Source organism: Galbibacter mesophilus (assembly GCF_023721415.1).
In the GTDB taxonomy this organism is placed as follows: domain Bacteria; phylum Bacteroidota; class Bacteroidia; order Flavobacteriales; family Flavobacteriaceae; genus Galbibacter; species Galbibacter mesophilus.
In genome coordinates this window covers 802236-826944 of sequence record NZ_JAMQVC010000001.1, presented here as the reverse complement: position 1 = coordinate 826944, position 24709 = coordinate 802236, and the positions used below count along the sequence as shown (strand labels likewise).

Annotated in this window: 16 protein-coding genes and 1 tRNA gene; 11 read left to right on the top strand and 6 right to left on the bottom strand. The window is 38.1% G+C overall.

What is annotated here, in order from left to right; genetic code table 11:
• Positions 1-6 precede the first annotated feature (6 nt).
• From NDQ75_RS03545 to NDQ75_RS03530, 4 genes are all read right to left on the bottom strand, one after another.
• The gene (locus NDQ75_RS03545) at positions 7-1374 is read right to left on the bottom strand and encodes a sigma-54-dependent transcriptional regulator (RefSeq protein WP_202027999.1); all 1368 of its coding nucleotides are present in this window, start codon (positions 1372-1374) and stop codon (positions 7-9) included.
• Between the two features lie 159 nt (positions 1375-1533).
• Positions 1534-1836 (bottom strand): hypothetical protein, encoded by a 303-nt coding sequence (locus NDQ75_RS03540; RefSeq protein WP_202027998.1) that lies wholly within the window; start codon positions 1834-1836, stop codon positions 1534-1536.
• Between the two features lie 443 nt (positions 1837-2279).
• The gene (locus NDQ75_RS03535; RefSeq protein WP_202027997.1) at positions 2280-2576 is read right to left on the bottom strand and encodes a hypothetical protein; all 297 of its coding nucleotides are present in this window, start codon (positions 2574-2576) and stop codon (positions 2280-2282) included.
• A gap of 324 nt (positions 2577-2900) precedes the next feature.
• The gene (locus tag NDQ75_RS03530) at positions 2901-6290 is read right to left on the bottom strand and encodes a glycosyltransferase family 117 protein (protein ID WP_202027996.1); all 3390 of its coding nucleotides are present in this window, start codon (positions 6288-6290) and stop codon (positions 2901-2903) included.
• Positions 6291-6479: 189 nt separating this feature from the next.
• On the opposite strand from NDQ75_RS03530, the gene NDQ75_RS03525 reads away from it, so the two are divergent.
• Positions 6480-6551, top strand: a tRNA-Gln gene (locus NDQ75_RS03525).
• Between the two features lie 39 nt (positions 6552-6590).
• On the opposite strand, the gene NDQ75_RS03520 is transcribed toward NDQ75_RS03525, so the two are convergent.
• Positions 6591-9014, bottom strand: coding sequence for an alpha/beta hydrolase family protein (locus NDQ75_RS03520; protein WP_202027995.1), 2424 nt, complete (start codon positions 9012-9014; stop codon positions 6591-6593).
• 339 nt (positions 9015-9353) lie between these two features.
• On the opposite strand from NDQ75_RS03520, the gene rimP reads away from it, so the two are divergent.
• The 3 genes from rimP to infB all read left to right on the top strand — a co-directional run bounded on the left by rimP (position 9354) and on the right by infB (position 14064).
• Positions 9354-9815: a ribosome assembly cofactor RimP gene (gene rimP, locus NDQ75_RS03515; protein WP_202027994.1), complete on the top strand. Its 462-nt coding sequence runs from the start codon at positions 9354-9356 to the stop codon at positions 9813-9815.
• Positions 9816-9828: 13 nt separating this feature from the next.
• Positions 9829-11061: a transcription termination factor NusA gene (gene nusA / locus NDQ75_RS03510; protein ID WP_202027993.1), complete on the top strand. Its 1233-nt coding sequence runs from the start codon at positions 9829-9831 to the stop codon at positions 11059-11061.
• 147 nt (positions 11062-11208) lie between these two features.
• A complete protein-coding gene (infB, locus tag NDQ75_RS03505; RefSeq protein WP_202027992.1) occupies positions 11209-14064 on the top strand; it encodes a translation initiation factor IF-2 in 2856 nt (951 codons plus the stop codon).
• A 100-nt stretch (positions 14065-14164) separates the two neighbouring features.
• Here the strand turns inward: infB and NDQ75_RS03500 are convergent, their stop codons facing one another.
• Positions 14165-14569: an SPOR domain-containing protein gene (locus NDQ75_RS03500; RefSeq protein ID WP_202027991.1), complete on the bottom strand. Its 405-nt coding sequence runs from the start codon at positions 14567-14569 to the stop codon at positions 14165-14167.
• A gap of 212 nt (positions 14570-14781) precedes the next feature.
• Here NDQ75_RS03500 and NDQ75_RS03495 point away from each other — a divergent pair, with 212 nt between their 5' ends.
• The 7 genes from NDQ75_RS03495 (at position 14782) to NDQ75_RS03465 (ending at position 24688) form a co-directional block, all read left to right on the top strand.
• Positions 14782-16068, top strand: coding sequence for a c-type cytochrome (locus tag NDQ75_RS03495; protein ID WP_202028676.1), 1287 nt, complete (start codon positions 14782-14784; stop codon positions 16066-16068).
• 79 nt (positions 16069-16147) lie between these two features.
• On the top strand, positions 16148-19270 hold the full coding sequence (locus tag NDQ75_RS03490) for a TAT-variant-translocated molybdopterin oxidoreductase (protein WP_202027990.1): 3123 nt from the start codon (positions 16148-16150) through the stop codon (positions 19268-19270).
• A 36-nt stretch (positions 19271-19306) separates the two neighbouring features.
• On the top strand, positions 19307-21043 hold the full coding sequence (gene nrfD, locus NDQ75_RS03485; RefSeq protein WP_202027989.1) for an NrfD/PsrC family molybdoenzyme membrane anchor subunit: 1737 nt from the start codon (positions 19307-19309) through the stop codon (positions 21041-21043).
• A 3-nt stretch (positions 21044-21046) separates the two neighbouring features.
• The gene (locus NDQ75_RS03480) at positions 21047-21571 is read left to right on the top strand and encodes a DUF3341 domain-containing protein (RefSeq protein WP_202027988.1); all 525 of its coding nucleotides are present in this window, start codon (positions 21047-21049) and stop codon (positions 21569-21571) included.
• Between the two features lie 9 nt (positions 21572-21580).
• A complete protein-coding gene (locus tag NDQ75_RS03475; protein WP_202027987.1) occupies positions 21581-22171 on the top strand; it encodes a c-type cytochrome in 591 nt (196 codons plus the stop codon).
• Positions 22172-22205: 34 nt separating this feature from the next.
• Positions 22206-23591, top strand: a complete 1386-nt coding sequence (locus NDQ75_RS03470) for a quinol:cytochrome C oxidoreductase (RefSeq protein WP_202027986.1) — start codon at positions 22206-22208, stop codon at positions 23589-23591.
• A gap of 32 nt (positions 23592-23623) precedes the next feature.
• Positions 23624-24688: a cytochrome c oxidase subunit II gene (locus NDQ75_RS03465; RefSeq protein ID WP_202027985.1), complete on the top strand. Its 1065-nt coding sequence runs from the start codon at positions 23624-23626 to the stop codon at positions 24686-24688.
• Positions 24689-24709 lie beyond the last annotated feature (21 nt).

The window sequence follows — 24709 nt, the reverse complement described above, 5'->3', positions numbered from 1 at the left end:
ACCTTGCTAGGCATCAATTTCGTATTCTTTAATTTTATTGTAAAGCGTTTTTCGGGTAATATTTAGCAAACGTGCCGCCTTAGATTTGTTATTTCCAACTTCGTTTAGCGCATTAATTATCAAATCACGCTCATTATCTTTTGTGGAAAACGACTTAACTTGAGTATTCTCCTTGGGAGGATTGGTAATTTCCATTGGGAGGACATTCTTTTCAATAAGATCGCCTTGAGTAAGAAGTGCAGAACGTTTAATTACGTTTGACATTTCACGCAGGTTTCCTGGCCATTTGTACTGTTGGAAAATGGTAATTACTTCATCAGAAAAGCCCAGCACATTTTTGTCTAATTGCTCGTTCGCCATTTTTAAAAAATGATCAGCGAATAAAAGCAAGTCCTCTTTTCGTTCGTACAAATTGGGGACTTTAATGGAAAATTCATTCAGTCGGTGGTATAAATCTTCACGAAATATTCCCTTTTCCACTGCCTGCAATAAATCTTCATTGGTAGCAGTAATTAGTCTAATGTCCACATCAATTTCTTGATTGCTTCCAATGGGTTTAATTTTACGCTCCTGCAATGCCCTCAACAGCTGAATCTGATTCTCGTAAGAAAGATTCCCAACTTCATCTAAAAAAATAGTACCGCCATTGGCCGCTTCAAAATGGCCTACTTTGTTATTTACCGCTCCGGTAAAAGAACCTTTTACGTGTCCGAAAAATTCACTGGCAGCAATTTCTTTTGGAATGGCACCACAGTCTACTGCAATAAAACTAAAATCTTTTCTTTTGCTATTATCGTGTATGCGTTTCGCTACAACCTCTTTTCCGGTACCGCTATCGCCGGTAATTAAAACCGACATGTTTGTTGGTGCTACCAGTTTTATATACTCATTAAGTTTTAAAGAAGAACTGCTAATCCCGGTAACCGGTTTTTTTGAAGTTTTAGAAATACTCTTTTCAGCGGATTTAGAAACCGTTTTTGCCTTTACGGTTTCGGTGGACGCTGCAGGTTTTGCATCGTCCTTAAGTGCGTTCTTTATTACAATAAGCACTTCGTCTTGGTTAAAAGGTTTAGAGATATAATCAAAAGCTCCTTTTTTCATAGCTTTTACCGCGGTGGAAACTTCCGCATATCCTGTCATTAAAATCACAGGAGTATTCGGGTGTTTTTCTTTTACTTTGGTAAGTATGGAAATGCCATCGTCGTCTGGTAGACGGAGATCCGTAAAAACTAAATCGTAAGAAGAACTTGAAAGCTTTTTTTGGGCCTCTTCAGATGAATAACTGGTTTCTACTGTAAAATCGTTTTTCTTTAAAAAACGCTCCAGCATTGCCGAAAACGTTACGTCATCTTCTATTAATAAGATCTTTGGCATTCTATAACTGAATTTGTACAAAAATAGAAAGTTATACAATGCTACTCGTAAAAAAAATCATAAAAAAAGGATGGCTTTCACCATCCCCAAACAAAATATGACTTTGTTTTATGTTCACATTCTTTAAACTAACTTATTTGTCTTGAACTGAAACAATTTTTATTTCTGAATCCATTCCCCATCGGCGGTCGCATACAGATTAGAGGTTTGTCCTCCTACGATTACTTGAATCTTATACTCGTCTGCATCGTTTTTAAATGCTTTTGAAACTTCTATTCCTGGGAAATCAGCTTCAAGAGCATCGGTGATAGCTGTTGGCAGCTCTGATGCGTCGATGGGAGTGTAATCATCCTGATCTGCATAAATCTCTTCTGCAATTCCGTCGTGAAATATTACTGGTGTAGATGCAAAGGATGCAAAACTACCCAATGCCATTGCTGATGCTAATACTAACTTTCTCATATCTTTTTCTTTTTATTTGTTTATTTAAACTTTGTTTGCTTAGTATAGAGCCAATTTTGTACCAACTTGAAAACAAAAAATGTAAATTATTGAAAATCAAATACTTATTTATTTTATCAGAAAATAACCCATTAGGAAAGTGTATAAAAACTGTGTAAAAGGCATACAGAATTGGGTAATTTGTATACTTTCAAGTCCGCCTTTTCTTGACATTCAATGTCATCAATGAAACGATTCTTTTTATTTCTGAATATCGGAACGGCTGTTAATGCAAAGTGACTTCCTTGACATTATGAATTTTATGATAATAGAATCTAGAATAATTAGAATGATGATTTAAGATAATATCCTTCCGAAGAAAATTCAACCAATAAAAAAGGCTTGCCGATTACCGACAAGCCTTTTTCTTCAAACGTAATTAAAATAAACGAAGCTTACTTTTATTATTTTTGTATCCACTCTCCGCTTTCGTTAGCATAAAGGGTGGTAGTTTCTTCTCCCACCATAACTTCTAATTTGTACTCAGAAGCCTCATTCTTGTATGCTTTGGAAATCTCAGCTCCAGGAAAATCTGCTGCCAATGCATCAGAAACGGCTTGGGGAACCTCTGCTACTTCAATTTCCTGATATTCATCCTGTGCTACTGTTACAACTTCATTGTTGTTTAAAATGGTTGGTGTAGCTGCGAATGCTGTAAAACTACCTAGTGCTAATGCGGATGCTAAAATTAACTTTTTCATGATTTCTATGTTTTTATGATTATTATTTGTTTTCTGATAAGTATAAAACCAATATCATTCCAAATCCTCATAATAAACGTTGATTGCGTATAAAAATCTAAAAATCAGAACATTATAAAATAATGTACTTTTTTAAATTTTGATGCATTTGTATAAAATAGTGTGTATCGGTTGAAAAAGTGTGTAATAAATACACAGAAATCGATGTGTAATGTTCGGAATTACAGCGTTTTAGTTTTTTTGAATGAAGTCGTTTTAAAAAAATCAGGCACATTTGAATTGAGTCGTACAAATGTGCCTGATAGTATATTATTTGGAAGTTAACTATTCTTCTGGAGTCTGATCATTTAAAGGATCGATAGGTACATTTCCAGCATCCATAATTGCAGAATCAATTTCTTCCATAGGATTAACGTTATCATCTATCGCTGGTTGCCCTTGCGGAACTTGATTAGGTTGAGCAGCTCCCGGCCTTTGATAGAAGTGACTAAATCTTTCTAAAAACTCGTTGAAAGTCTTAGTTTCCGGCAACGCAAATTCTTTGTTATCGTTGGCAACAACAATATCCAATAAGCTTCGATACCTTTCTACATCGCTTACAATATCAGAAGCGTAGTTGTATTGGGTGTCTATGTCTAAATTGCTGTAGTAATGCAAGCTTTCTTGATATTTTTTAGCGATATCCTTAAATAGATTGCGCGCTTTTTCAGTTTCTCCAACCTTATAATAACCTTCTACGTAAGGTTCTAAGAAAACATAATAACCAAAGTAACCGAAAGGCATTTTCTCCATGGCCAAGTCCAATACTTCTTTTGCCTTTTCCGTTTTATTGGTTCTTATAAGTTTCTCCGTTAGTCGGGCCAAGTTGCCTCGGTAAGAAATACTGTTCTTGCGGGTTTCCGGATCGTGATATATATCCGGTGATTCAGAATTACCCCAATCCCAGTCCATCACGATATTGTACATAAGGTCTTCGTCAATACGACCCATTTCGTATGGATTGTTTTTATCGATTGGCGTTTTAATTGGCACCAGCTTGTACACCAAGCCATCCAATTGCAGATAGTCTTTCATCCAAAGATATTCGGCAGGATCAAAACTTCCGCCTGTAAAGTAAATAGGTCGCTCCCAATTGTTGTTTGCCAAAATGTCGAGCATTAAAATTCTATTTTTTGGCAATGCGCTCTTCGGAAGATCAATATCAATGTAATCTACAATTTTTGCAGAATCCTTTTCTTTTACCAATCCTTTATTAAGAACAGTTTCCTTATTAACGGGAACCCGAATTTTGTTTGTTGGGTAAAAAGGAAGGTTTAGGTAGCTCTCTGGATATTGAGAGGTATCGCCTCCACGTTTTTTAATGAGGTTTCTTATGGTATTGTCGTCGTTGCTAATCCAATCTATAAACCTTTTAATGTCCCAACGTTCATCGGTGAGTTGTTGGTAGTAAACTGCATCTCGAACACCGTACGCATACTTGTCATGCGTAAGTTGAGAAGGGATTGGTTTGCTTTGGTATGCAGTGCGCTTCATTTGGTCGATATACCAATCGGTGGCAAATAAACTGGTGTTTATGGTTCTAACATCCGTTCGGTAGCCTTCAATTTCCTGTGCATACCACAATGAAAAAGTGTCGTTGTCTCCAATGGTAAAGAGCATGGCGTCCTTATCTTCTTCAATAGAGTCTAAATAAGATTTTGCCATGGACTGCGCTGTGTAGCGATCGGAACGGTCGTGATCATCCCAATTCTGGTATGCCATCACCGATGGAACCGCCAAAAAGCAAATTACCGTAATTGCCGGAGCAAGTACTTTTGGAGAAAGGTATTTTTTAAATTCATCAAAAAGTGCGTACACACCCATTCCTATCCACATAGAGAACACAAAGAACGATCCAACCAAAGCATAATCACGTTCACGTGGTTCAAAAGGACGTTCGTTTAGATATACTTTCAAGGCGAGTCCCATAAAGAGGAAAAGTGTGAATAGCACCCAGAATTGTTGTTTACTCGACTTCAGCATAAAGATAAATCCGATTAGTCCGAGAATCAGCGGTAAAAAGAAATAGGTATTTCGCGCTTTGTTGTTCAAAACATCCGAAGGAAGGTTGTCTTGAGAGCCCAGCCTCATTTCGTCTATAAACTTTATGCCACTAAGCCAATTTCCGTGGTTATCCAATTTCCCCTGAATATCATCTTGACGGCCTGTGAAGTTCCACATAAAATAGCGCCAGTACATATATCCCATTTGAAATTCGAACAGGTAATGCATGTTTTGCCAAAAGGTTGGCTTCTCAATAACTAAAAATTCATTGAACTGTTTAATGAAGTTGAGGTATTCTTCCTCGTCTATAACGCCATTTTCCAAATCCCTTTTAAACTGACTTACAGCCGAGGTAAGTTGTTGTTCGCTTCGGTATTGCGGTTTAACTTTTATATTTACGGGTCCCGTAATTTTCATGTAATTGGCAGCGTGTTCACTGCTCCACATTCTTGGTAAAAAACCTTCGTGAGCACTGTTTGGTGCTACTCTGGAGTTTTCGTAGTTGTTTACAATTACATATTTTCCCGTTTTATAATCCCTTTCATATTTAGGTTTATCGTCTTTGTACGGATTGTCCGGATCTTGGCCAGCAAAAGCATCCGTGTACATCGGTCCATAGAAGAGATGTGTTTCGGGGTATTGCTCTAAATTATAATAAGCAAGTAATTGACGCGCATCCGTCGGGCTGTTCTCATTAATAACCGTTCCAGCGTTCGCACGAATGGGGACCATCACCCAAGTAGAGAAGCCAATCAGGATGAACATAACGCTTAAAATAATCGTGTTTGCTAAGACTTGGCCTTTTTTTCGGGTATAATTTAATCCGAAGTAAAACAATGCAATTATTAATAATCCTACTATTATGGTGCCCGAATTAAATGGCAAGCCGATGCTGTTAACAAAGAAAACCTCCAAATAGGCAAAAAGCTTCATGACATTAGGAAGTAATAATTTGAAGATGAAGAGTAGTATAGCAATGGAAACTACATTGGCAATAATAAACGACTTAGCATTGTAGTTTTTATAATTTTTAAAATAATAAATCATTCCGAGGGAAGGAATAGTCAAAAGGGCCATAAAGTGAACCCCGAAAGAAAGACCAACAACCAAGGAAATTAAAATGAGCCAACGGTTACCACGTGGAGTGTGCATTTCGTCTGCCCATTTCAAGCCCAACCAAACCATTAAAGATGTAAGTAACATGGCCATGGCATATACTTCCGCTTCTACGGCATTAAACCAAAAGCTATCCGAAAAGGTAAAAGCTAATGCGCCTACAAATCCACTTCCCAAAATAGCAATATAATGACCTATGGTTAAGTTTTCTTCGGAAAGCTCTCCGTTTTTCAAGGCTAATTTTCTAGTTATATTGGTGATGGACCAGAACATGAAAAGAATAGCAAATGCACTAGAGAAAACCGACATATGGTTAACCGTTACTGCTATCGATTCCGCTTCGGATGAAAACATCGCAAAGAATGCGCCCATCATTTGAAAGAAGGGTGCTCCAGGAGGGTGGCCTACTTGTAATTTAGCTGAAGTGGCAATATATTCACCGGCATCCCAAAAACTAGAAGTAGGTTCTACGGTTAGGTGATAGGTAATAAGTGCAATTAAAAAAACTATCCAACCTAAGATAGTATCCCATTTTTTAAATTGATTTGCAGACATGTAAATGTTTTTCTTGTATAGCAGGCGAATTTAATAAATATTAAGGGAAAGTACTTCACTTTTGATAAATGTTAACAGGCGATCGAAAAGCGGCAATAAAAAAATTAAAAAAAATATTTGTGCATCTAAAAGATTGTTATAAATTTGCACCTGCTTTTACGGATGAGCATCCAAAAAAGCTTGGTTTATTGGCCTATGGTGTAATTGGTAACACAGCTGATTTTGGTTCAGTCGTTCAAGGTTCGAGTCCTTGTAGGCCAACAAAAAAGTCCTAGTTTTTGCTAGGACTTTTTTTTGTTTCTATTTTGAAATTTTATTATCCTTTTTCAGGTACTTTTCAAGCCATTGATCTTGCTCCCAAATTACGTGCAGAACGCTTTCTTTAGCTCTATATCCATGACTTTCCCTTGGCAGCATCACTAGGCGTACAGTAGCGCCAAGCCCTTTAAGCGCGTTGAAATACCGTTCACTTTGCATTGGGTATGTTCCAGAATTGTTATCGGCTTCTCCGTGAATTAACAATAAGGGGTGTTTCATTTTTTCGGCATGCATAAAGGGAGACATGGTGTTGTATATTTCTGGAGCTTCCCAGTAGTTTCTTTCTTCACTTTGAAATCCGAAAGGTGTTAATGTACGGTTGTAAGCGCCACTTCTGGCGATACCGGCAGCAAATAAATCGGAATGTGAAAGTAGGTTGGCAACCATGAAAGCGCCATAACTATGGCCTCCAACAGCAACTTTGGTTCTATCGATGTAGCCCAATTTATCTACGGCGTCTATAGCTGCTTTTGCATTAGCTACAAGTTGTTCGCGAAAAGTGTCATTTGGTTCTTCGTCCTTTTCACCAATTATTGGAAAGGCAGCATCGTCTAAAACTACATATCCTTTCGCTACCCAGTAAATTGGAGAGCCGTAATAAAGGTAGGTGAAATCATTAGGGTTTTGAGTGTTTTGCGAGGCGCTGTTCTTGTCTTTGTATTCACGTGGATATGCCCATAAAATTAAAGGATTCTTTTCCTTTTTATTCATATTGTAACCAACTGGAAGGTATAGAGTTCCGGAAAGCTCCAAGCCATCGTCTCTTTTGTAAGTAATAACCTCTTTGTGTATGCCGGCTACACTTTCAAATGGGTTCTCAAAAAAGGTAAGTTGTTGAGGTTCTTTTTTGGAATTCAGTTTTCTAAAATAGTAGTTAGGATAGGTTGTAGGCGATTCTATTCTTGTGAGTACTCGGTTTTCTTCTGGTTTAAATTCGAGTAAGTCTTCTTTTTTGTTCTTCAAGCTAGAAGTGTATAGCCTTTCCTTTTTTAATGAGTTAAGATTGAATTTATCAATAAATGGGTGCTGTCCTTCTTCGGAATACCCCTCTCCCATCAAATATGTGTTTTTTTCTTTGTCCAAAAACAAAACATTCTGGTGGAATTCATTTTTGTGGGTTACAAAATTACCTGGATCACTATATTTATCTTGATAATTTCTGTCTTCTATAATTACCGGTTGTTTTTTGTTGTTGGAAGGGTTAAAAACATAAGTTTTTGTATTTCGGTTGTTCCACCAATAATCGTAAGCAACGGCCGTGGTGTTATTGCCCCATAATATTTGGGAAAATCTGTTTTTCGTTTTCAAAATCGACTGTCCTTCGTCATTAAAAGGAGCTTCTAGAGCAAATATTTCATCTCTAAATTCAGTCTCTTTTTCTGGGTCGCCTTCATCGAGTGCAACAGTGTAGATTAGTGTTGCCGGTTTGTCACGTCGCCATTCAAAATTTCTTTTTCCGGTTCTAACCGCCATAAAACCTTTTGGAAGTTCTTCTGTAAGAGGAGCCTTATTTACTTCGTTAACCATTGTTCCGTCTTTAGTGTAGATCAAGGTTATGGTGGGGAATCTGTAGTAAGGAACTAGGTAAGAAAATGGCTTCGAAAGTTTGCTTACCATCACGTATTCTCCATCAGGTGAAAATGAAATTCCACGATACATGTCGGTATCTTTCCACACAGAAATTTGACCGTCCAAAGAAACTTTGTGTAGTTTTGATAGCGCCAGTTGTTCAAAATTAAATTCATCGTTAGGGTTACTTAAGAGGTCTTGGTAGGTTCTGTTTTGTGCTTCTTTGCCATCATTGGTGGAAATTGTAGGTCCTGTTGGGATGCTGTTTTTGGTGTCAATAAGTTCTTTTCTGTCTTCGGGAGTGGTTTTAATGAGGAGGGATTTCCCGTCTTTAAACCAGTTGATGGAAGAACCTAAATTTGCGTTTATAAACGGAGTTTCAATTTTTCGTGCCGATTTTTTGTCGACATCGATTATCCAGAGTGAAACGCCTTCCGAATTCGTATTGGTAAAGGCAATTTTGCTTTCATCGGGAGACCACTCAATATTAGCGGCTCGCAGGTTTTCTGGCAAACCAGTAATCTCCTCAGCATTTTTGCTAGTTGTGTTTTTAATTTTTATGTCGTAGTAATATGAAGTTCTGCTTCCAATATTTTTCTTGGGGTTGATTCGCAGCCCCGCCAGCCGCAGTTCTTCTTCGGATAATTCTTCAATCGTGCTGTATCGGCTTCTGTAAAGCAGTATGATTTTGTTTCCCTCGCTATTCATATTAACGCGGGGAGCAAGTTCCACGTCTACAAGTTTTAGTAATTCCTCACTAGGTTTTTGGTAGGTGAGCTTTTCTTGTGCAAGACTGAAATTAAAGCATAGAACAATTAAAAAGAGAATTTTTTTCATTCGTTGTATTTTTTATAATATTTAAACAGAAGAGGTTATAAATTTAAGTAAAACAGTTTTATTAATTGTTAAAGGTTTTGGTCTGAAGTGATTTTTCTGATGGAATGCTTTTTAATATTTTAAAAGCATAAAATATTCAAACTTTGGCATCGTTGGGAAAGTGTGGTCGGATTCACGTTTTTGGTTACGTTAATCATTTTATTCATTTTTAGAAAGATAACTATATAAAGATTGAGTCAAGTATTTTTAGGTTTAAAAAAAATTGTATATTTGCAGCGTTGAAAGTGAATAATCTATTTCAGAGGGGACAAAAGTCCCCTCTTTTTATACTAATATTAGATGTTGAAAGAAAGGGTAACAACGCTTTTAAATGAAGTTTTTGAGGAGAAAAAATCACTTTTCTTGATAGATTTCTCCATAACCCCAGATAACAAAATCAAAGTGATTGTTGATGGTGATAATGGGGTTACTTTGAAAGATTGCATTGCGGTAAGCAGGCATGTAGAACACAATTTGGACAGGGAAGAGATGGATTTCTCATTGGAAGTGACTTCCCCAGGGGCTACAGAGCCTATTGTGAACAACAGACAGTACAAAAAAAATATTGGCAGAAAGTTTCAAATAACAACTGCCGAAGATAAATTTGAAGGAGAGCTCACTGCGGTAACCGATGAAGGAATACATTTACACTGGAAGGCTAGGGAGCCAAAGCCAGTAGGGAAAGGAAAGGTTACTGTAAAGTATGAAAAAGAAATCCCTTTTGCGGATATTGTGGAAGCTAAAGTGATGATAACATTTTAATTAAGAAATTGACATGGAGAATCTTGCATTGATCGAATCTTTTTCTGAGTTTAAAGACGATAAACTCATAGATCGTGTAACGTTAATGGCCATTTTGGAAGACGTATTCAGAAATGCCCTTAAGAAAAAATTTGGATCGGATGATAATTTTGATATCATTATAAACCCTGATAAAGGGGATTTGGAGATTTGGAGAAACCGAATTGTGGTTGCAGATGATGAAGTGGAAGACGACAACCAAGAGATTTCTTTAACTGATGCACGTAAGATTGAGCCCGATTTTGAAGTAGGGGAAGATGTGTCTGAAGAGGTGAAGTTGATCGATTTGGGTAGAAGATCTATTTTGGCATTACGTCAAAATCTTATCTCTAAAATCCACGAACACGATAATACAACTATCTACAAGCAGTTTAAAGACCTTATCGGTGAGATTTATACTGCTGAGGTTCATCATATTCGTCATAAGGCGGTTATTTTGTTGGATGATGAAGGGAACGAAATTATCCTTCCGAAGGACAAGCAAATACCTTCTGATTTCTTCCGAAAAGGAGAAAACGTAAGAGGTATCATTGAAGGTGTGGAGTTGAAAGGAAATAAGCCGATGATTATTATGTCTAGGACTGCGCCAGAGTTCCTTGAAAAATTATTCGAACAGGAAATTCCTGAAGTTTTTGACGGATTGATTACCGTGAAAAAAGTAGTTCGTATCCCAGGAGAGAAAGCGAAAGTGGCAGTAGATTCTTACGATGATAGAATCGATCCTGTTGGAGCTTGTGTGGGTATGAAAGGATCTAGAATTCATGGTATTGTTCGTGAATTAGGAAATGAAAACATAGATGTTATCAATTTTACCAACAATCCGCAGTTGTTTATTAGCCGTGCATTGAGTCCGGCAAGGGTAAGTTTGGTAACTTTGAACGACGAAACCAAACATGCTGAAGTTCTTTTAAAACCAGAAGAGGTTTCTAAGGCTATCGGTAAGGGTGGTTTTAACATACGTTTGGCCGGACAATTAACCGGTTACGAAATAGACGTGCTTCGAGAAGGAGTTGAAGAGGATGTTGAGTTAACAGAATTTTCTGATGAAATTGAAGCATGGATTATTGAAGAGTTCAGAAAAATAGGCTTGGATACGGCTAAAAGTGTTCTAGACCAAGAGGTAAGTGATTTGGTTAAAAGAACCGATCTTGAAGAGGAAACTATTCAAGAGGTGGTTAGAATTTTAAAAGAGGAGTTTGAAGATTAATTTCTTTACTTATTTCCAGTAAAAAGGGCTTGCCTGCGAGGTATTATTAATAACAAGGAATATTGCTTTTTTCTTCTTCGGAAGGAAAGTGCAAAAACAAAAAAGCTCACTTGTTGGGCGAATAAAATTTAGGATAATAAATATTATATGGCTGAAAGCGCAAAATTGAGGCTAAATAAAGTTTTAAGAGAGTTAAACATTTCATTAGACCGAGCGGTAGAGTTTCTATCGTCTAAAGGTCATGATGTGGAGGCGCGCCCTACCACAAAAATTACTAATGAGGTTTACAACGTTCTCTTGGATGAGTTTCAGACTGACAGGAGCAAGAAAGTAGCTTCTAAAGAAGTAGGGGAAGAAAAGCGTAAAGAAAAGGAGGCGATAAGGCAAGAGCTGGAGAAAGAGAATGAGCTAAAGCGCCAAAAACAAGAGGAGCAAGAGGTTGTTAAAGCAAAGGCAAATCTAACTGGGCCTAAGACAGTAGGTAAAATAGATCTTGATGGCAAGAAAGAGCAGCCTGCTGCTGAAGCCAAAGAGGAGTCAAAAGAGCAACAGCCGTCTGCCCCTAAACAAGAAGAAAAGGAGGAGAAAGTAGCTGCAAAAGCGGAAGAAAAGCCTGAAGTTAAAAAGGCAGAGGTGAAGGAAGAAAAGGTTGAAAAGCCTGTTGAAGCCAAACCAGAGAAAAAAGAAGAAACTCCTGTTAAGGCGAAGGAGGAAGCTCCAAAAGCGCCAAAACCAAAAGAAGAGCCTAAACCTGTTAAAAAAGAGCCTGAGGCTCCTAGAGAAACCAAAAAAATCATCGTTGATGGTGAAGAGGTGGATTCTGAACAGGTGAAAACAAAATATACCAAATTATCAGGGCCTAATTTTACAGGGGAAAAAATAGACCTTTCTCAATTCAATAAACCGAAGAAGAAGAAAGAAGAACCTAAAGGCAACGATAAAGGTGGAGATGATAAGAAAAAACGCCGTCGTAGAATAAGTAAGGACAATAACAATAATAAAGGTCCTAGACAAAATACTGGCGGAGGAAGGTTCTCTAAAGACCGAAACCAACGTGGAAAAGGTAGAAGAAATGCTCCTGTAGAAAAGGTAGAGCCAACGGAGGAAGAAGTTCAAAAACAAGTACGGGAAACCTTGGAAAAACTTCAAGGAAAGTCCAATAAATCCAAAGGGGCGAAGTACCGTCGTGAAAAGCGTGATTTCCACAGACAGAAATCTGAGAAAGAGCTTGCGCAGCAAGAAGCAGAAAGCAAAGTGCTTAAGGTTACCGAGTTTGTAACGGTAAGTGAAGTGGCAACTTTAATGGATGTTTCGGTTACACAAATTATTTCGGCTTGTATGTCATTAGGAATGATGGTAACAATGAATCAGCGTTTGGATGCTGAGACATTAACCATTATTGCAGATGAATTTGGTTACGAAGTTGAGTTCATTACTACAGATATTGAAGAAGCAGTTGAAGAGGTTCAGGATGATCCAAAAGATCTAAAAGATCGTGCACCAATTGTTACGGTAATGGGTCACGTAGACCACGGTAAAACGTCTTTACTTGATTATATCAGGGAAGAAAATGTAATTGCTGGAGAAAGTGGAGGTATCACACAGCACATCGGTGCTTATGGTGTTACTCTTAAGGGAGGTCAAAAGATTGCCTTTTTAGATACTCCTGGTCACGAAGCGTTTACGGCAATGCGTGCACGTGGAGCTCAGGTAACCGACCTTGCTATTATCGTAGTAGCTGCGGATGACGATGTGATGCCGCAAACAAAAGAGGCAATTAGTCACGCGCAAGCGGCTGGTGTGCCAATTGTTTTTGCTATAAATAAAGTGGATAAACCAACGGCAAATCCAGATAAAATTAAAGAAAGCTTGGCACAAATGAATCTTTTGGTAGAAGATTGGGGTGGTAAAATCCAGTCCCATGATATCTCTGCTAAAACAGGTCAAGGTGTACAAGAGCTATTGGAAAAAGTATTGTTGGAAGCTGAAATTTTAGAGCTGAAAGCAAATCCGAATAAAATTGCTAACGGTACGGTAGTAGAGGCTTACTTGGACAAAGGTAGAGGATATGTTTCTACTGTTTTGGTTCAGGCGGGTACTTTACGAATTGGAGATTACGTGTTGGCAGGAACGCACAGTGGTAAAGTGAAGGCTATGCAAGATGAGCGTGGAAACGACATCAAAGAAGCTGGTCCTTCAACTCCAATTTCAATTTTAGGATTGGATGGAGCGCCACAGGCGGGAGATAAGTTCAATGTGTATGAAGATGAGCGTGAAGCGAAACAGATTGCTACCAAGCGTACGCAGTTACAGCGAGAGCAGTCAGTTAGAACGCAACGTCATATTACGTTGGATGAAATTGGTAGGCGTATTGCATTGGGTGACTTTAAAGAGCTTAACATTATCTTGAAAGGTGATGTGGATGGTTCTGTGGAAGCCTTGACAGATTCGTTCCAGAAACTTTCTACGGAAGAAATTCATATCAATATCATTCACAAAGCCGTTGGACCAATCACTGAGTCTGATGTGTTATTGGCTTCTGCTTCAGATGCAATTATCATTGGGTTTAATGTTAGGCCAATGGGTAACGCTAGATCGGTTGCTGATAGAGAGGAAATCGATATCCGTACCTATTCAATCATCTACGATGCCATTAACGATCTTAAAGATGCGATGGAAGGAATGTTGTCTCCAGAGTTGAAAGAAGAAATTACAGGTACTGCAGAAATTAGAGAGACTTTCAAAATCTCTAAGGTGGGAACCATTGCAGGTTGTATGGTAACGGATGGTAAAATCTATAGAAACTCTGGTGTAAGATTAATTCGCGATGGAGTGGTTATCTTTACCGGTGAATTGGCTTCATTGAAACGATTTAAAGATGACGTTAAGGAAGTTTCTAAAGGTTATGATTGCGGACTTCAAATTAAGAACTACAACGACATCCAAGAGGGTGATGTAGTAGAAAGTTTCCGTGAAGTAGAAGTGAAGAAGAAATTAAAGTAATAAACGGACTTTAAATAAATTAAAAAGCGGCTTTTCAGCCGCTTTTTTTGTTTTGTTATAATAGCGTCATGTCACGCTAAAATGTGAATGATAACTGAGTTTAAGGCTGCAATAAAAATGCGCTTGGATACTCTTTTTTAACTTCCAGTAAATATCTGTCCGCTTCCAATCGTGTCCTGAATTTTCCAACACGCACTTTATAGTTTGGGGTTTCAAATACTATTTCGCTAGTTAAGTCTTCAAAAGCACCGTTAAAGTCGCGTTTTGCCTTCTCGGCTCCTTCAAGAGTTCCGTTGTAAATTTGAATGCGATAACGCTTTTCAGTAGCAGTTTTATTTAAAGTAGTTTTATAAGCAACTAGTTTTTCAATACGTGCGTCTTGTTCAATGTTTATTTTTCCTTTGGCCGGAGGTGTTTTAACATTGTTTTGTGCAAGGCAAAACCCGCTGAAAACTAGCGTGGAAATGGCCAATGCCATGGAATCTTTGTAGCCTAATATTCTCATAATGAATGCTGTTTTGTGCAAATGTAAATCTATTATTTTTTTTAAAGTGTATTTTTATTATTTAGAATTGGTATAAATTATGTGTTAACGCTTCTGTAACATTTCCCAAATCGAGTCTATGTCGTATTTTTGTGCTCGATTAAAAAAACGGTTTTTTATTCAGTTAAGTATAAAAGCCGTGCCAATTTATGATAGATAACACATATTCTAATATGAAAAAGGTGGTACACCGTAATTCAATTTCAAGAATTTTAGGTATCGGATTAGCATTTCTGCTATTTTTTACAACTTCTTTATTTGCTCAAGATCAAGCAGGGGATCCTGCTGAAGGAAAGTCATTGTTCAACACCTATTGTGCCGCTTGTCACCATTTGGACAGAAAGATGACGGGTCCAGCGTTAAGAGGTGTTGCTGAAAAGCATGACAGAGAGTGGTTGCAGAAATGGATTAAGAACAGTCAGGCTTTAATTAAGTCTGGAGATGAAGAGGCTGTTAAAATTTGGGAAGAGTATAAGCCTGCCGTTATGACGGCTTTTCCTCAATTGAGTGATCAAGATATTGATAATATTCTTGCTTATACATCAGCTCCTAAAGAAGAAAAGCCTGCTGCGGATGTTGCTGGTGCGAAAACTGCTGAAGGTGGTGCTGCTCAAGGCGGTGTTGGTAATGAAATTATTTTAGGGGCATTGATCCTGGTTTTTGGTGTTCTTGTAGTGATGTTGTTCTTGGTGAACAAAACATTACGAAGAATAGCAGAAGCTAACGGTGTTGTTTTTCCGGAGCAGGAAAAAAGAATGCCACTTTGGAAAGCTTTCGTTAAGAATCAATTTTTGGTATTGGTTTCGGTTATATTCTTGTTACTGGCTTCTGCATACTTTGCTTTTGGGTACTTTATGCAGGTAGGTGTAGATCAAGGGTATCAACCAATTCAGCCAATTCACTATTCGCATAGAATTCACGCGGGTGATAATGGTATCGATTGTAAGTACTGTCACTCTTCTGCAAGAACATCCAAGCATTCTGGAATTCCTTCTTTAAATGTTTGTATGAACTGTCATAAAAGTATTCCTGAGGTTGCTGAAGAAACAGCTACCGCTGAATATTCTAAAGAATTCTACGATGGTGAAATCGCTAAGCTTTACAAAGCAGTTGGTTGGGATGTAGAAAATCAAAGATATACTGGAGAGACGCAAGCAGTGGAATGGGTGAGAATCCATAATCTTCCTGACTTCGCTTACTTTAATCACTCACAGCACGTAACTGTGGGTAGAATCGCTTGTCAAGAATGTCACGGTCCTATTCAGGAAATGGAAATCGTTCATCAAGAAGCTCCTTTAACAATGGGTTGGTGTATAAACTGTCACCGTGAGACCAATGTTAAAATGGAAGGGAACGAATATTATAAAAAGATACACGAAGAGCTTTCAAAAAAATATGGTGTAGAAGAAGTGACGGCTGCACAATTAGGAGCTACGGAGTGTGCTAAGTGTCACTATTAAGAAATTCTCGAAAAGAGACTAATAATAAGAATCTAAGAAAGGCCTGTTTGGCGGGCTGATTAAAATAGTTAAATATAACATGGCATCAAACAAAAAATACTGGTCAAGTGTTGAGGAGCTTAATCCAAATAGCTCTATCGCTGAGACGCTTAAACAGAATGAGTTTGTTGAGGAAATCCCGAACGATGAGTTTTTAGGTGATAAAGATTCATTGGGTTCTTCGTCTACAAGTAGACGTGATTTTCTTAAATATGTAGGTTTCTCTACTGCTGCTGCTTCTTTGGCGGCTTGTGAAGGGCCTGTGAAAAAATCGATTCCTTACGTGGTTCAACCGGAAAGTATTATTCCGGGTAAAGCAAATTATTATGCTACCACTATTGCAGATGGATATGATTTTGCAAGCATATTGATCAAAACTCGAGAAGGTCGTCCTATAAAAGTTGAGAACAATACTGATGCAAAAGTAAACGGAGGAGCAAATGCAAGGGTTCATGCTTCTATTTTGGGATTGTATGACAGCATGCGCGTTCAAGGGCCTAAGGCAAACGGTGAGTACGTTTCTTGGGAAGACTTGGATAAAAGTGTTATGGCTGGATTAAACAGTGCCAACGCTGCAGGTAAACAAATTGTTTTGTTGACCCAAACTTACGCGAGTCCGTCTACAAAAAAGTTGATTGCTGAATTCTCTTCCAAATTTGGAAATGTAAAGCATGTTCAATACGATGCCATTTCAGAAGATGCTGCGCTAAATGCTTTTGAAGCTTCTTATGGAACTCGAGCTTTGGCGGATTATGATTTTTCTAAAGCGGAAGTAATCGTTTCTTTCGGTGCGGATTTCTTAGGAGATTGGCAAGGAGGAGGCTTTGATTCAGGGTATGCAAAAGGACGAATTCCTTCTGAAGGAAAAATGTCTCGTCATATTCAGTTTGAATCCAATTTAAGCTTAACAGGTGCAAGTGCCGATAAGCGAATTCCTTTGACTGCTTCTCAGCAAAAAGTAGCTTTAGCTAAATTCTATGGTTTCCTTAATGGAAAATCGGTAGGAGGAGAACTTCCTGCAAAAGTAGAAGAGGCTGTTAAGAATGCTGCTGCGCAAGTAGCGAGAGCTGGAAGAAATGCGGTTGTGGTTACGGGTATAAATGATGTTGATGCACAAAAAGTGGTTTTATCGATTAATGAAACCATTGGAAGTGTTGTTGTAGATACAGAGAATCCAAGATATACACGTCAGGGTAATGCTGCGCAAGTAAATGCTTTGGTGAAAGATATGAATGCTGGTAACGTTGGTGTGTTAATAACAAGTGGCGTAAACCCTGTTTATTCATTGCCAAATGCTGCTGAGTTTGAGGCAGGTCTATCTAAGGTAGGTCTTTCTGTTGCGTTTTCTTTAAAAGAAGATGAAACAGCTGCTAAAACGGGTTATATTGCTGCGGCTCCGCATTATTTAGAGTCTTGGGGAGACACAGAGATTAAAAAAGGACATTATGGTTTGATGCAATCAACTATTCGTCCGTTATTCAATACAAGACAGTTTCAAGATTCTTTATTGAAATGGATGGGTAGCGACGTTAGCTATCATGATTATATAAAAGATGCTTGGACTTCTTCAATTTTAGGTGGAAGTTCATGGGGTAGTGCATTGCACGATGGTGTTTTTGTTGGTTCTGGAAATGTTATTGCTGAAGAAAATTCAGAAGAAACTTCAGAAACAACAACAGATGCCGAGCCTGTAGATTCAGTTAATGCTGAAGCAGCGGTTGCATCTGTGGCTACAGCGGTGAGAAATCTTTCAGGAGCCACTACAAAAGGAATGGAGTTGGTGTTGTATCCTAAAACATCAATGGGAGATGGTCAACAAGCAAACAATCCTTGGTTGCAGGAATTGCCAGATCCAATTACTAGAAACACTTGGGATAACTATATTACCATTTCCTTGGCTGATGCGGAATCACTAGGATTGGAAAACTACACCGTTTCTAATGGTGGTTTAAATGGAGATTATGTGAAACTTACCGTAAATGGTGTTGTTTTAGATAAGGTTCCTGCTTTAATTCAACCAGGTCAAGCAAAAGGAACAATTGGTCTTTCTTTTGGATATGGTAGGTCCTTAGGTGTAAAAGAAGAAATGAAAACCGGAGTAAATGCGTATCCGCTTTATGTAGGTTTCAACAATACTCAAGAAGTTAAGATTGAGAAAGTTTCTGGTACGCATGAGTTTGCATCTGTGCAAATGAAGAGTACTATGGATGGAAGAAATGACATCCTTCGTGAAACATCTCTAGAGATTTTCAATACTAAAAATAGTCATGAGTGGAATCCTCAGCCAGAAGTTTCTGTAAATCACCAAGAGGTGCCTATCGCAGAAGCAGATTTGTGGACGAAGTTCGACTCTAGTATTGGTCATCATTTTAACCTTTCTATAGATTTAAATGCCTGTACAGGTTGTGGGGCTTGTGTAATTGCATGTCATGCAGAAAACAACGTTCCAGTTGTAGGTAAGAGTGAAGTGAGAAAGTACAGGGATATGCACTGGTTGCGTATTGATAGATATTATTCTTCTGAAGAAACATTTGACGGAGATGCGGCAAAAGTGGAAGCAGCGCCAAACTCTATTAGTACGTATCATGAGTTGGAGCATCCATCTGAGAATCCTCAGGTAGCATTCCAGCCTGTAATGTGTCAGCACTGTAATCATGCTCCTTGTGAAACTGTTTGTCCGGTAGCGGCGACATCACATGGTAAGCAAGGTCAAAACCAAATGATTTACAATAGATGTGTGGGTACTCGTTACTGTGCAAATAACTGTCCTTACAAAGTACGTCGTTTCAACTGGTTCTTGTACAGTGAAAATGATGAGTTTGATTTCCATATGAATGATGACTTAGGAAGAATGGTGTTGAATCCAGATGTAACTGTTAGGTCTAGAGGGGTTATGGAGAAATGTTCTATGTGTATTCAAATGACACAAAAAACAATTCTGGACGCCAAAAGAGAAGGTAGAGTTATTAAAGATGGTGAGTTCAAAACAGCATGTTCTGCGGCTTGTAGCACGGGAGCTATTAAGTTTGGGGATGTGAATGACAAGGAAAGTGAAATAGTAGAGTTGAAAGAAAACAACCGTATGTATCACTTACTTGGATTTAAAGGAACGCAACCGAATGTATTCTACCACACGAAAGTTAGAAATACAGAAGAAGCATAAAAAAAGAAATTAATAAGAATAATTATATAAAGTATTATGGCGTCGCATTACGAAGCACCTATACGTGAACCTTTAGTAACGGGAGAAAAATCTTACCACGATGTTACTGTAGACGTTGCTGCTCCTGTAGAAGGTAGGGCAAACAAACAATGGTGGATTGTCTTTTCAATAGCTTTAGTGGCCTTCCTATGGGGATTGGGCTGTATTATCTATACCATATCTACTGGTATTGGAGTATGGGGATTAAACAAAACCATTGGATGGGCTTGGGATATCACCAACTTTGTATGGTGGGTAGGTATCGGTCACGCAGGAACCTTGATTTCTGCTGTATTGTTACTTTTCCGTCAAAAATGGAGAATGGCGGTAAACAGATCTGCAGAGGCAATGACCATATTCTCGGTTGTTCAGGCGGGATTGTTTCCAATCATCCACATGGGGAGACCTTGGTTAGCTTATTGGGTATTGCCTATTCCAAACCAGTTCGGTTCTCTTTGGGTTAACTTTAACTCACCATTACTTTGGGACGTATTTGCGATCTCTACATATCTTTCGGTATCATTGGTATTCTGGTGGACAGGTTTATTGCCCGATTTCGCGATGTTACGTGATAGAGCTGTAAAACCTTTTCAGAAAAAAATATATAGTTTATTAAGTTTTGGATGGAGTGGTAGAGCGAAAGATTGGCAACGATTCGAAGAAGTATCTTTGGTATTGGCCGGTTTAGCAACTCCTTTAGTACTTTCTGTACACACCATTGTATCTTTTGACTTTGCTACTTCGGTTATTCCTGGTTGGCACAGTACAATTTATCCTCCTTACTTCGTAGCAGGGGCGATTTTCTCTGGATTTGCAATGGTACTTACGCTTCTTATCATTATGCGTAAAGTTTCCAATCTGGAAGCGTATATTACTAGAGTGCATATTGAGTACATGAACAAAGTAATCCTTTTAACGGGAGGTATTGTGAGTGTGGCGTATATCACAGAGTTTTTTATTGCATGGTACTCTGGAAGTAATTACGAAGATTATACCTACCTTTCTATAGGTGCGGCTACAGGTCCTTATTGGTGGGCTTTCTGGGCGCTTATTATTTGTAACTTCGTAGTTCCACAAACGCTTTGGATTAAAAAGTTGAGAAGAAACTATATGTGGTCTTTTATTTGTTCTATCATTATTAACATCGGGATGTGGTTTGAGCGTTTTGATATTATCGTGATTAACCTAAGTAAAGGTCACTTACCATCTTCATGGTCTATGTTCTCTCCAACTTTTGTAGATGTAGGTATTTTTTTAGGAACTATTGGATTCTTTTTTGTGCTGTTCCTTCTTTACGCTAGAACATTCCCTGTAATTGCACAGGCAGAGGTAAAAACAATTTTGAAATCTTCTGGTGAGCGTTATAAAAGATTACGCGATTCTGGAAATAGTTTGGTAGGTACAGCAGCAGATAACAGAACTTCTGATATTGCTGAAGTAACTAAGGAAACTTCTTCAGAAAGTATTGCTATTGATGCTGAAAAGCAAGCAAAGCTAATTGCGGCTCTTGGAACATTTAACGAAAAAGAAGATAAGGCAGACGACTTGAAGAAAATTGATGGGATTGGACCTGTGATGGAAAAGACACTTAACCAAATAGGAATCTATACCTACGAACAAGTAAGTAGAATGTCTGAAAAAGAATATAATCTTTTGGATGCGATAACTGGAAAATTCCCAGGAAGAGCACAAAGAGATGATTGGGCAGGTCAAGCAAAAAATTTAATAAAGTAATTTATGGCTTCAAAAGTTATACAAGCGATATACAATGATGACGACATTTTAATGTCGGCAGTAAAGCGTGTTAAAGAGGCGCATCATCATATTGAGGAGATTTATACACCTTTTCCTGTACACGGTCTAGATAAAGCAATGGGCTTGGCGCCAACAAGAATAGCCATAACATCTTTTATGTATGGATGTGTTGGTATTACGGTAGCTGTATTGATGATGAATTTCATCATGATTGAAGATTGGCCTCAAAACATTGGTGGTAAACCAAGTTTTAGTTTTATTGAAAACATGCCGGCCTTTGTACCAATTATGTTCGAAATGACGGTTTTCTTTGCAGCTCACTTAATGGTAATTACTTTTTATATGAGAAGTAAATTATGGCCATTTAAAAAAGCTGAGAACCCAGATGTAAGAACTACAGACGACCATTTTTTAATGGAAGTTACTTTGAATAACAACGAAGACGAATTAACACGACTTTTAGTTGACACAGGTGCAGTGGAAGTTAAAGTTTCAGAAAAGCATTAATTATACGAAATGAGAGTTTTTGTAAACATAGGGATTGTTTTGGGCATGGTTGCTTTGGTAACTTCATGTCAAGATAAATCGACACCAAATTATCAATACATGCCTAACATGTACGAATCTGTAGGGTACGAAACCTACCAGAAAACAGATGCATTTAGGAATGGTAAAGAAGCACAGTTGCCTGTTGAAGGTACGGTAGCGAGAGGACACATGCCTTACGAGTATCCAAATACTTTACAAGGGTATTCAGATGCTAAGGCAAACCTTACGAACCCAATGCCTTTTGAAACGTATAGAAATGCAGACTCTACGCTAACAGAAGATTACCTAAGAAAAGGAGAAGACCTGTTCAATATTTATTGTGCTGTTTGTCACGGTGAAAAGGGAGATGGTAAAGGTATCTTAGTTGATCGTGAAAAAATATTAGGGGTTCCTAGTTACGACGATGCAGGTAGAGCAATCACTGAGGGGAGTGTTTACCATGTAATCCGATACGGATTAAACGCCATGGGATCATATGCCAATCAACTTAATGAAGAGGAGCGTTGGCAAGTAACAGAATATGTTATGACCCTGAAAGCAGATTTAGAGAATAAATAATAAAAATCAAGTATCAAAAAGAAGAGATCAAGATATGTACACGTTTTCAAATAGATTAAAGATAGCCTCTATCGTTTTAATGATAGTTGGGATTCTTGGGATAGGATACGGTTTTATTAGTTCTCCATCTACTGTGGAAGAGGCAAAAGCTATGGTTGCTGCAGATGCGCACGGTCATGGTGGTGGTCATGGAGAAGGGCATCATGAGGAAGTTGGTACGCACCACGAACCTAAAGTTACACATCATGCAGAGGCCGAGGAAGGTCATCATGGTGAAGTGGCTCACGGACAGGATGCGGCCACGCACAGTTCCCATGATGAGCACACGTTGAGTAAATTGCAGAACCGTCCTTGGGCGGCAGTACTTATAGCTGCGTTTTTCTTTTTTATGATTGCTTTGGGAGCACTTGTATTTTATGCTATTCAGCATGTTGCGCAAGTGGGTTGGTCGCCATTGTTATTTAGGGTTATGGAAGCGATTAGCGCTTACCTTTTTCCTGGTGCGGTGATTTTGTACGTTTTCTTTGTACTTACTTCTGCATTTCACATGAACCATCTTTACATTTGGATGGATCCTGAAGTAATGGCACACGATGGAATACTTCAACTTAAAAAAGGATATTTAAACATACCGTTCTTCTTAATTAGATCGGCAATCTTTTTAGCTGGTTGGGTTTTGTATAGACACTTTGCAGTTAAAAATTCATATGCACAAGATGAAGCAAATGACAATACTTACTACAGAAAGAACTTTAAAATTTCAGTATTCTTTTTATTGTTCTTCTTCGTAACAGAGTCTATCATGGCTTGGGACTGGTTTATGGGATTAGAGCCACACTGGTACAGTACTTTATTTGCATGGTATGTTTTTGCAAGTATGTTTGTTTCGGCAGTAACTGTTATTGCGATGGTTACTATGTACCTAAAATCAAAAGGATTATTGGAGTATGTTAACGATAGCCACTTACATGATTTAGCTAAATTTATGTTCGGTCTAAGTGTTTTCTGGACGTATCTTTGGTTCGGACAGTTTATGCTTATTTGGTATGCGAACATCCCAGAAGAGGCTGGTTACTTCCTTACCAGAATAGAACATTATAATTTAGTGTTCTTCGGAATGTTATTGTTTAACTTTGTATTCCCATTCTTAGTGTTAATGAACAGTGATTTCAAACGTGTAAATTGGTTTGTAATGATGGCTGGTATTAGTATTTTGATAGGACATTACATGGATATTTTCCAAATAGTAATGCCTTCTACGGTGGGTGAATTGTGGAGTTTTGGAGTACCGGAAATTGGAAGCATACTTTTCTTCTTAGGCTTGTTTATCTTTGTAGTGTTCAGTGCACTTGCTAAAACACCGTCATTCGTGGCGAAAAGAAATCCATTCTTGGAAGAAAGTAAACACTTTCATTATTAATTAAATTTTAAAAAGTAAACAGGATATATACGATGACTGCTTTATTAACTATAATTGTTCTTCTACTTGTTGCGATTGCCATTTGGCAAATGACTAAGATTTTTGAATTGTCCCAAAGTGGATCAGACGATTCTCAGATCGCAAATGACAAAGACAACAAAATAAATGGGTATTTGATGTTTGGATTTTTAATCTTCATCTACCTCTTAACTATTTATTCTTTCTACGCATGGGGAGATGTGATTCTTGGAACACCTGCTTCTGAGCACGGGCCACAGTATGATAACCTTATGGGTATTTCTATGGCGCTAATCTTCTTTGTACAGATTGTAACCCAAGCGTTATTGTACTTCTTTGCTTACAAGTACAGAGGACAAGTGGGTAAAAAAGCGTTATTCTATGCAGATAATGACAAATTGGAATTTATCTGGACGATTATTCCTGTAGTTGTTTTGGCAGGTCTTATTCTTTACGGATTGTTCACTTGGACTACCTTAATGGACATCGATGAAGAAGAAGGAGATCCTATAATTATCGAACTTTATGCACAGCAATTTAACTGGAAGGCTCGTTATGCTGGTGATGACAATGTTCTTGGGCAAGCTAATGTTCGATTGATAGACATTAATAAAAACAATGTAATTGGTATTGATGAAGCGGATTCTTATGGAGAAGATGATATCGTTTCTCAAACTGAATTACACTTACCTGTCGGAAGAAAGGTAATCTTTAAAATGCGTTCGCAAGATGTGCTTCACTCTGCTTACATGCCGCATTTTAGAGCGCAAATGAACTGTGTTCCCGGTATGATTACGCAATTCTCTTTTACACCAACAATTACTACGGAAGAAATGAGATTGGATCCGGATATATCGGAAAAAGTTCAGAAGATAAATAAAATTAGAGCTGAAAGAAGAGCAAACGGAGACGATAATGCAGATGCATGGGAGTTTGATTATGTATTGCTATGTAACAAGATTTGTGGTTCTTCACACTATAATATGCAGATGAAGATTGTAGTAGAATCTCAAGAGGAGTTCGATGCTTGGTTGGATGGTCAACAAACTTTTAAAGAAACCATAGCATCCGCAGAGTAATAAATAATTTATCAAATTATA

Coding starts and splice junctions, on each gene's coding strand:
- NDQ75_RS03545 (WP_202027999.1), bottom strand. CDS start 1,374: ATGCCAAAGATCTTATTAATAGAAGATGACGTAACGTTTTCGGCAATG.
- NDQ75_RS03540 (WP_202027998.1), bottom strand. CDS start 1,836: ATGAGAAAGTTAGTATTAGCATCAGCAATGGCATTGGGTAGTTTTGCA.
- NDQ75_RS03535 (WP_202027997.1), bottom strand. CDS start 2,576: ATGAAAAAGTTAATTTTAGCATCCGCATTAGCACTAGGTAGTTTTACA.
- NDQ75_RS03530 (WP_202027996.1), bottom strand. CDS start 6,290: ATGTCTGCAAATCAATTTAAAAAATGGGATACTATCTTAGGTTGGATA.
- NDQ75_RS03520 (WP_202027995.1), bottom strand. CDS start 9,014: ATGAAAAAAATTCTCTTTTTAATTGTTCTATGCTTTAATTTCAGTCTT.
- rimP (WP_202027994.1), top strand. CDS start 9,354: ATGTTGAAAGAAAGGGTAACAACGCTTTTAAATGAAGTTTTTGAGGAG.
- nusA (WP_202027993.1), top strand. CDS start 9,829: ATGGAGAATCTTGCATTGATCGAATCTTTTTCTGAGTTTAAAGACGAT.
- infB (WP_202027992.1), top strand. CDS start 11,209: ATGGCTGAAAGCGCAAAATTGAGGCTAAATAAAGTTTTAAGAGAGTTA.
- NDQ75_RS03500 (WP_202027991.1), bottom strand. CDS start 14,569: ATGAGAATATTAGGCTACAAAGATTCCATGGCATTGGCCATTTCCACG.
- NDQ75_RS03495 (WP_202028676.1), top strand. CDS start 14,782: ATGAAAAAGGTGGTACACCGTAATTCAATTTCAAGAATTTTAGGTATC.
- NDQ75_RS03490 (WP_202027990.1), top strand. CDS start 16,148: ATGGCATCAAACAAAAAATACTGGTCAAGTGTTGAGGAGCTTAATCCA.
- nrfD (WP_202027989.1), top strand. CDS start 19,307: ATGGCGTCGCATTACGAAGCACCTATACGTGAACCTTTAGTAACGGGA.
- NDQ75_RS03480 (WP_202027988.1), top strand. CDS start 21,047: ATGGCTTCAAAAGTTATACAAGCGATATACAATGATGACGACATTTTA.
- NDQ75_RS03475 (WP_202027987.1), top strand. CDS start 21,581: ATGAGAGTTTTTGTAAACATAGGGATTGTTTTGGGCATGGTTGCTTTG.
- NDQ75_RS03470 (WP_202027986.1), top strand. CDS start 22,206: ATGTACACGTTTTCAAATAGATTAAAGATAGCCTCTATCGTTTTAATG.
- NDQ75_RS03465 (WP_202027985.1), top strand. CDS start 23,624: ATGACTGCTTTATTAACTATAATTGTTCTTCTACTTGTTGCGATTGCC.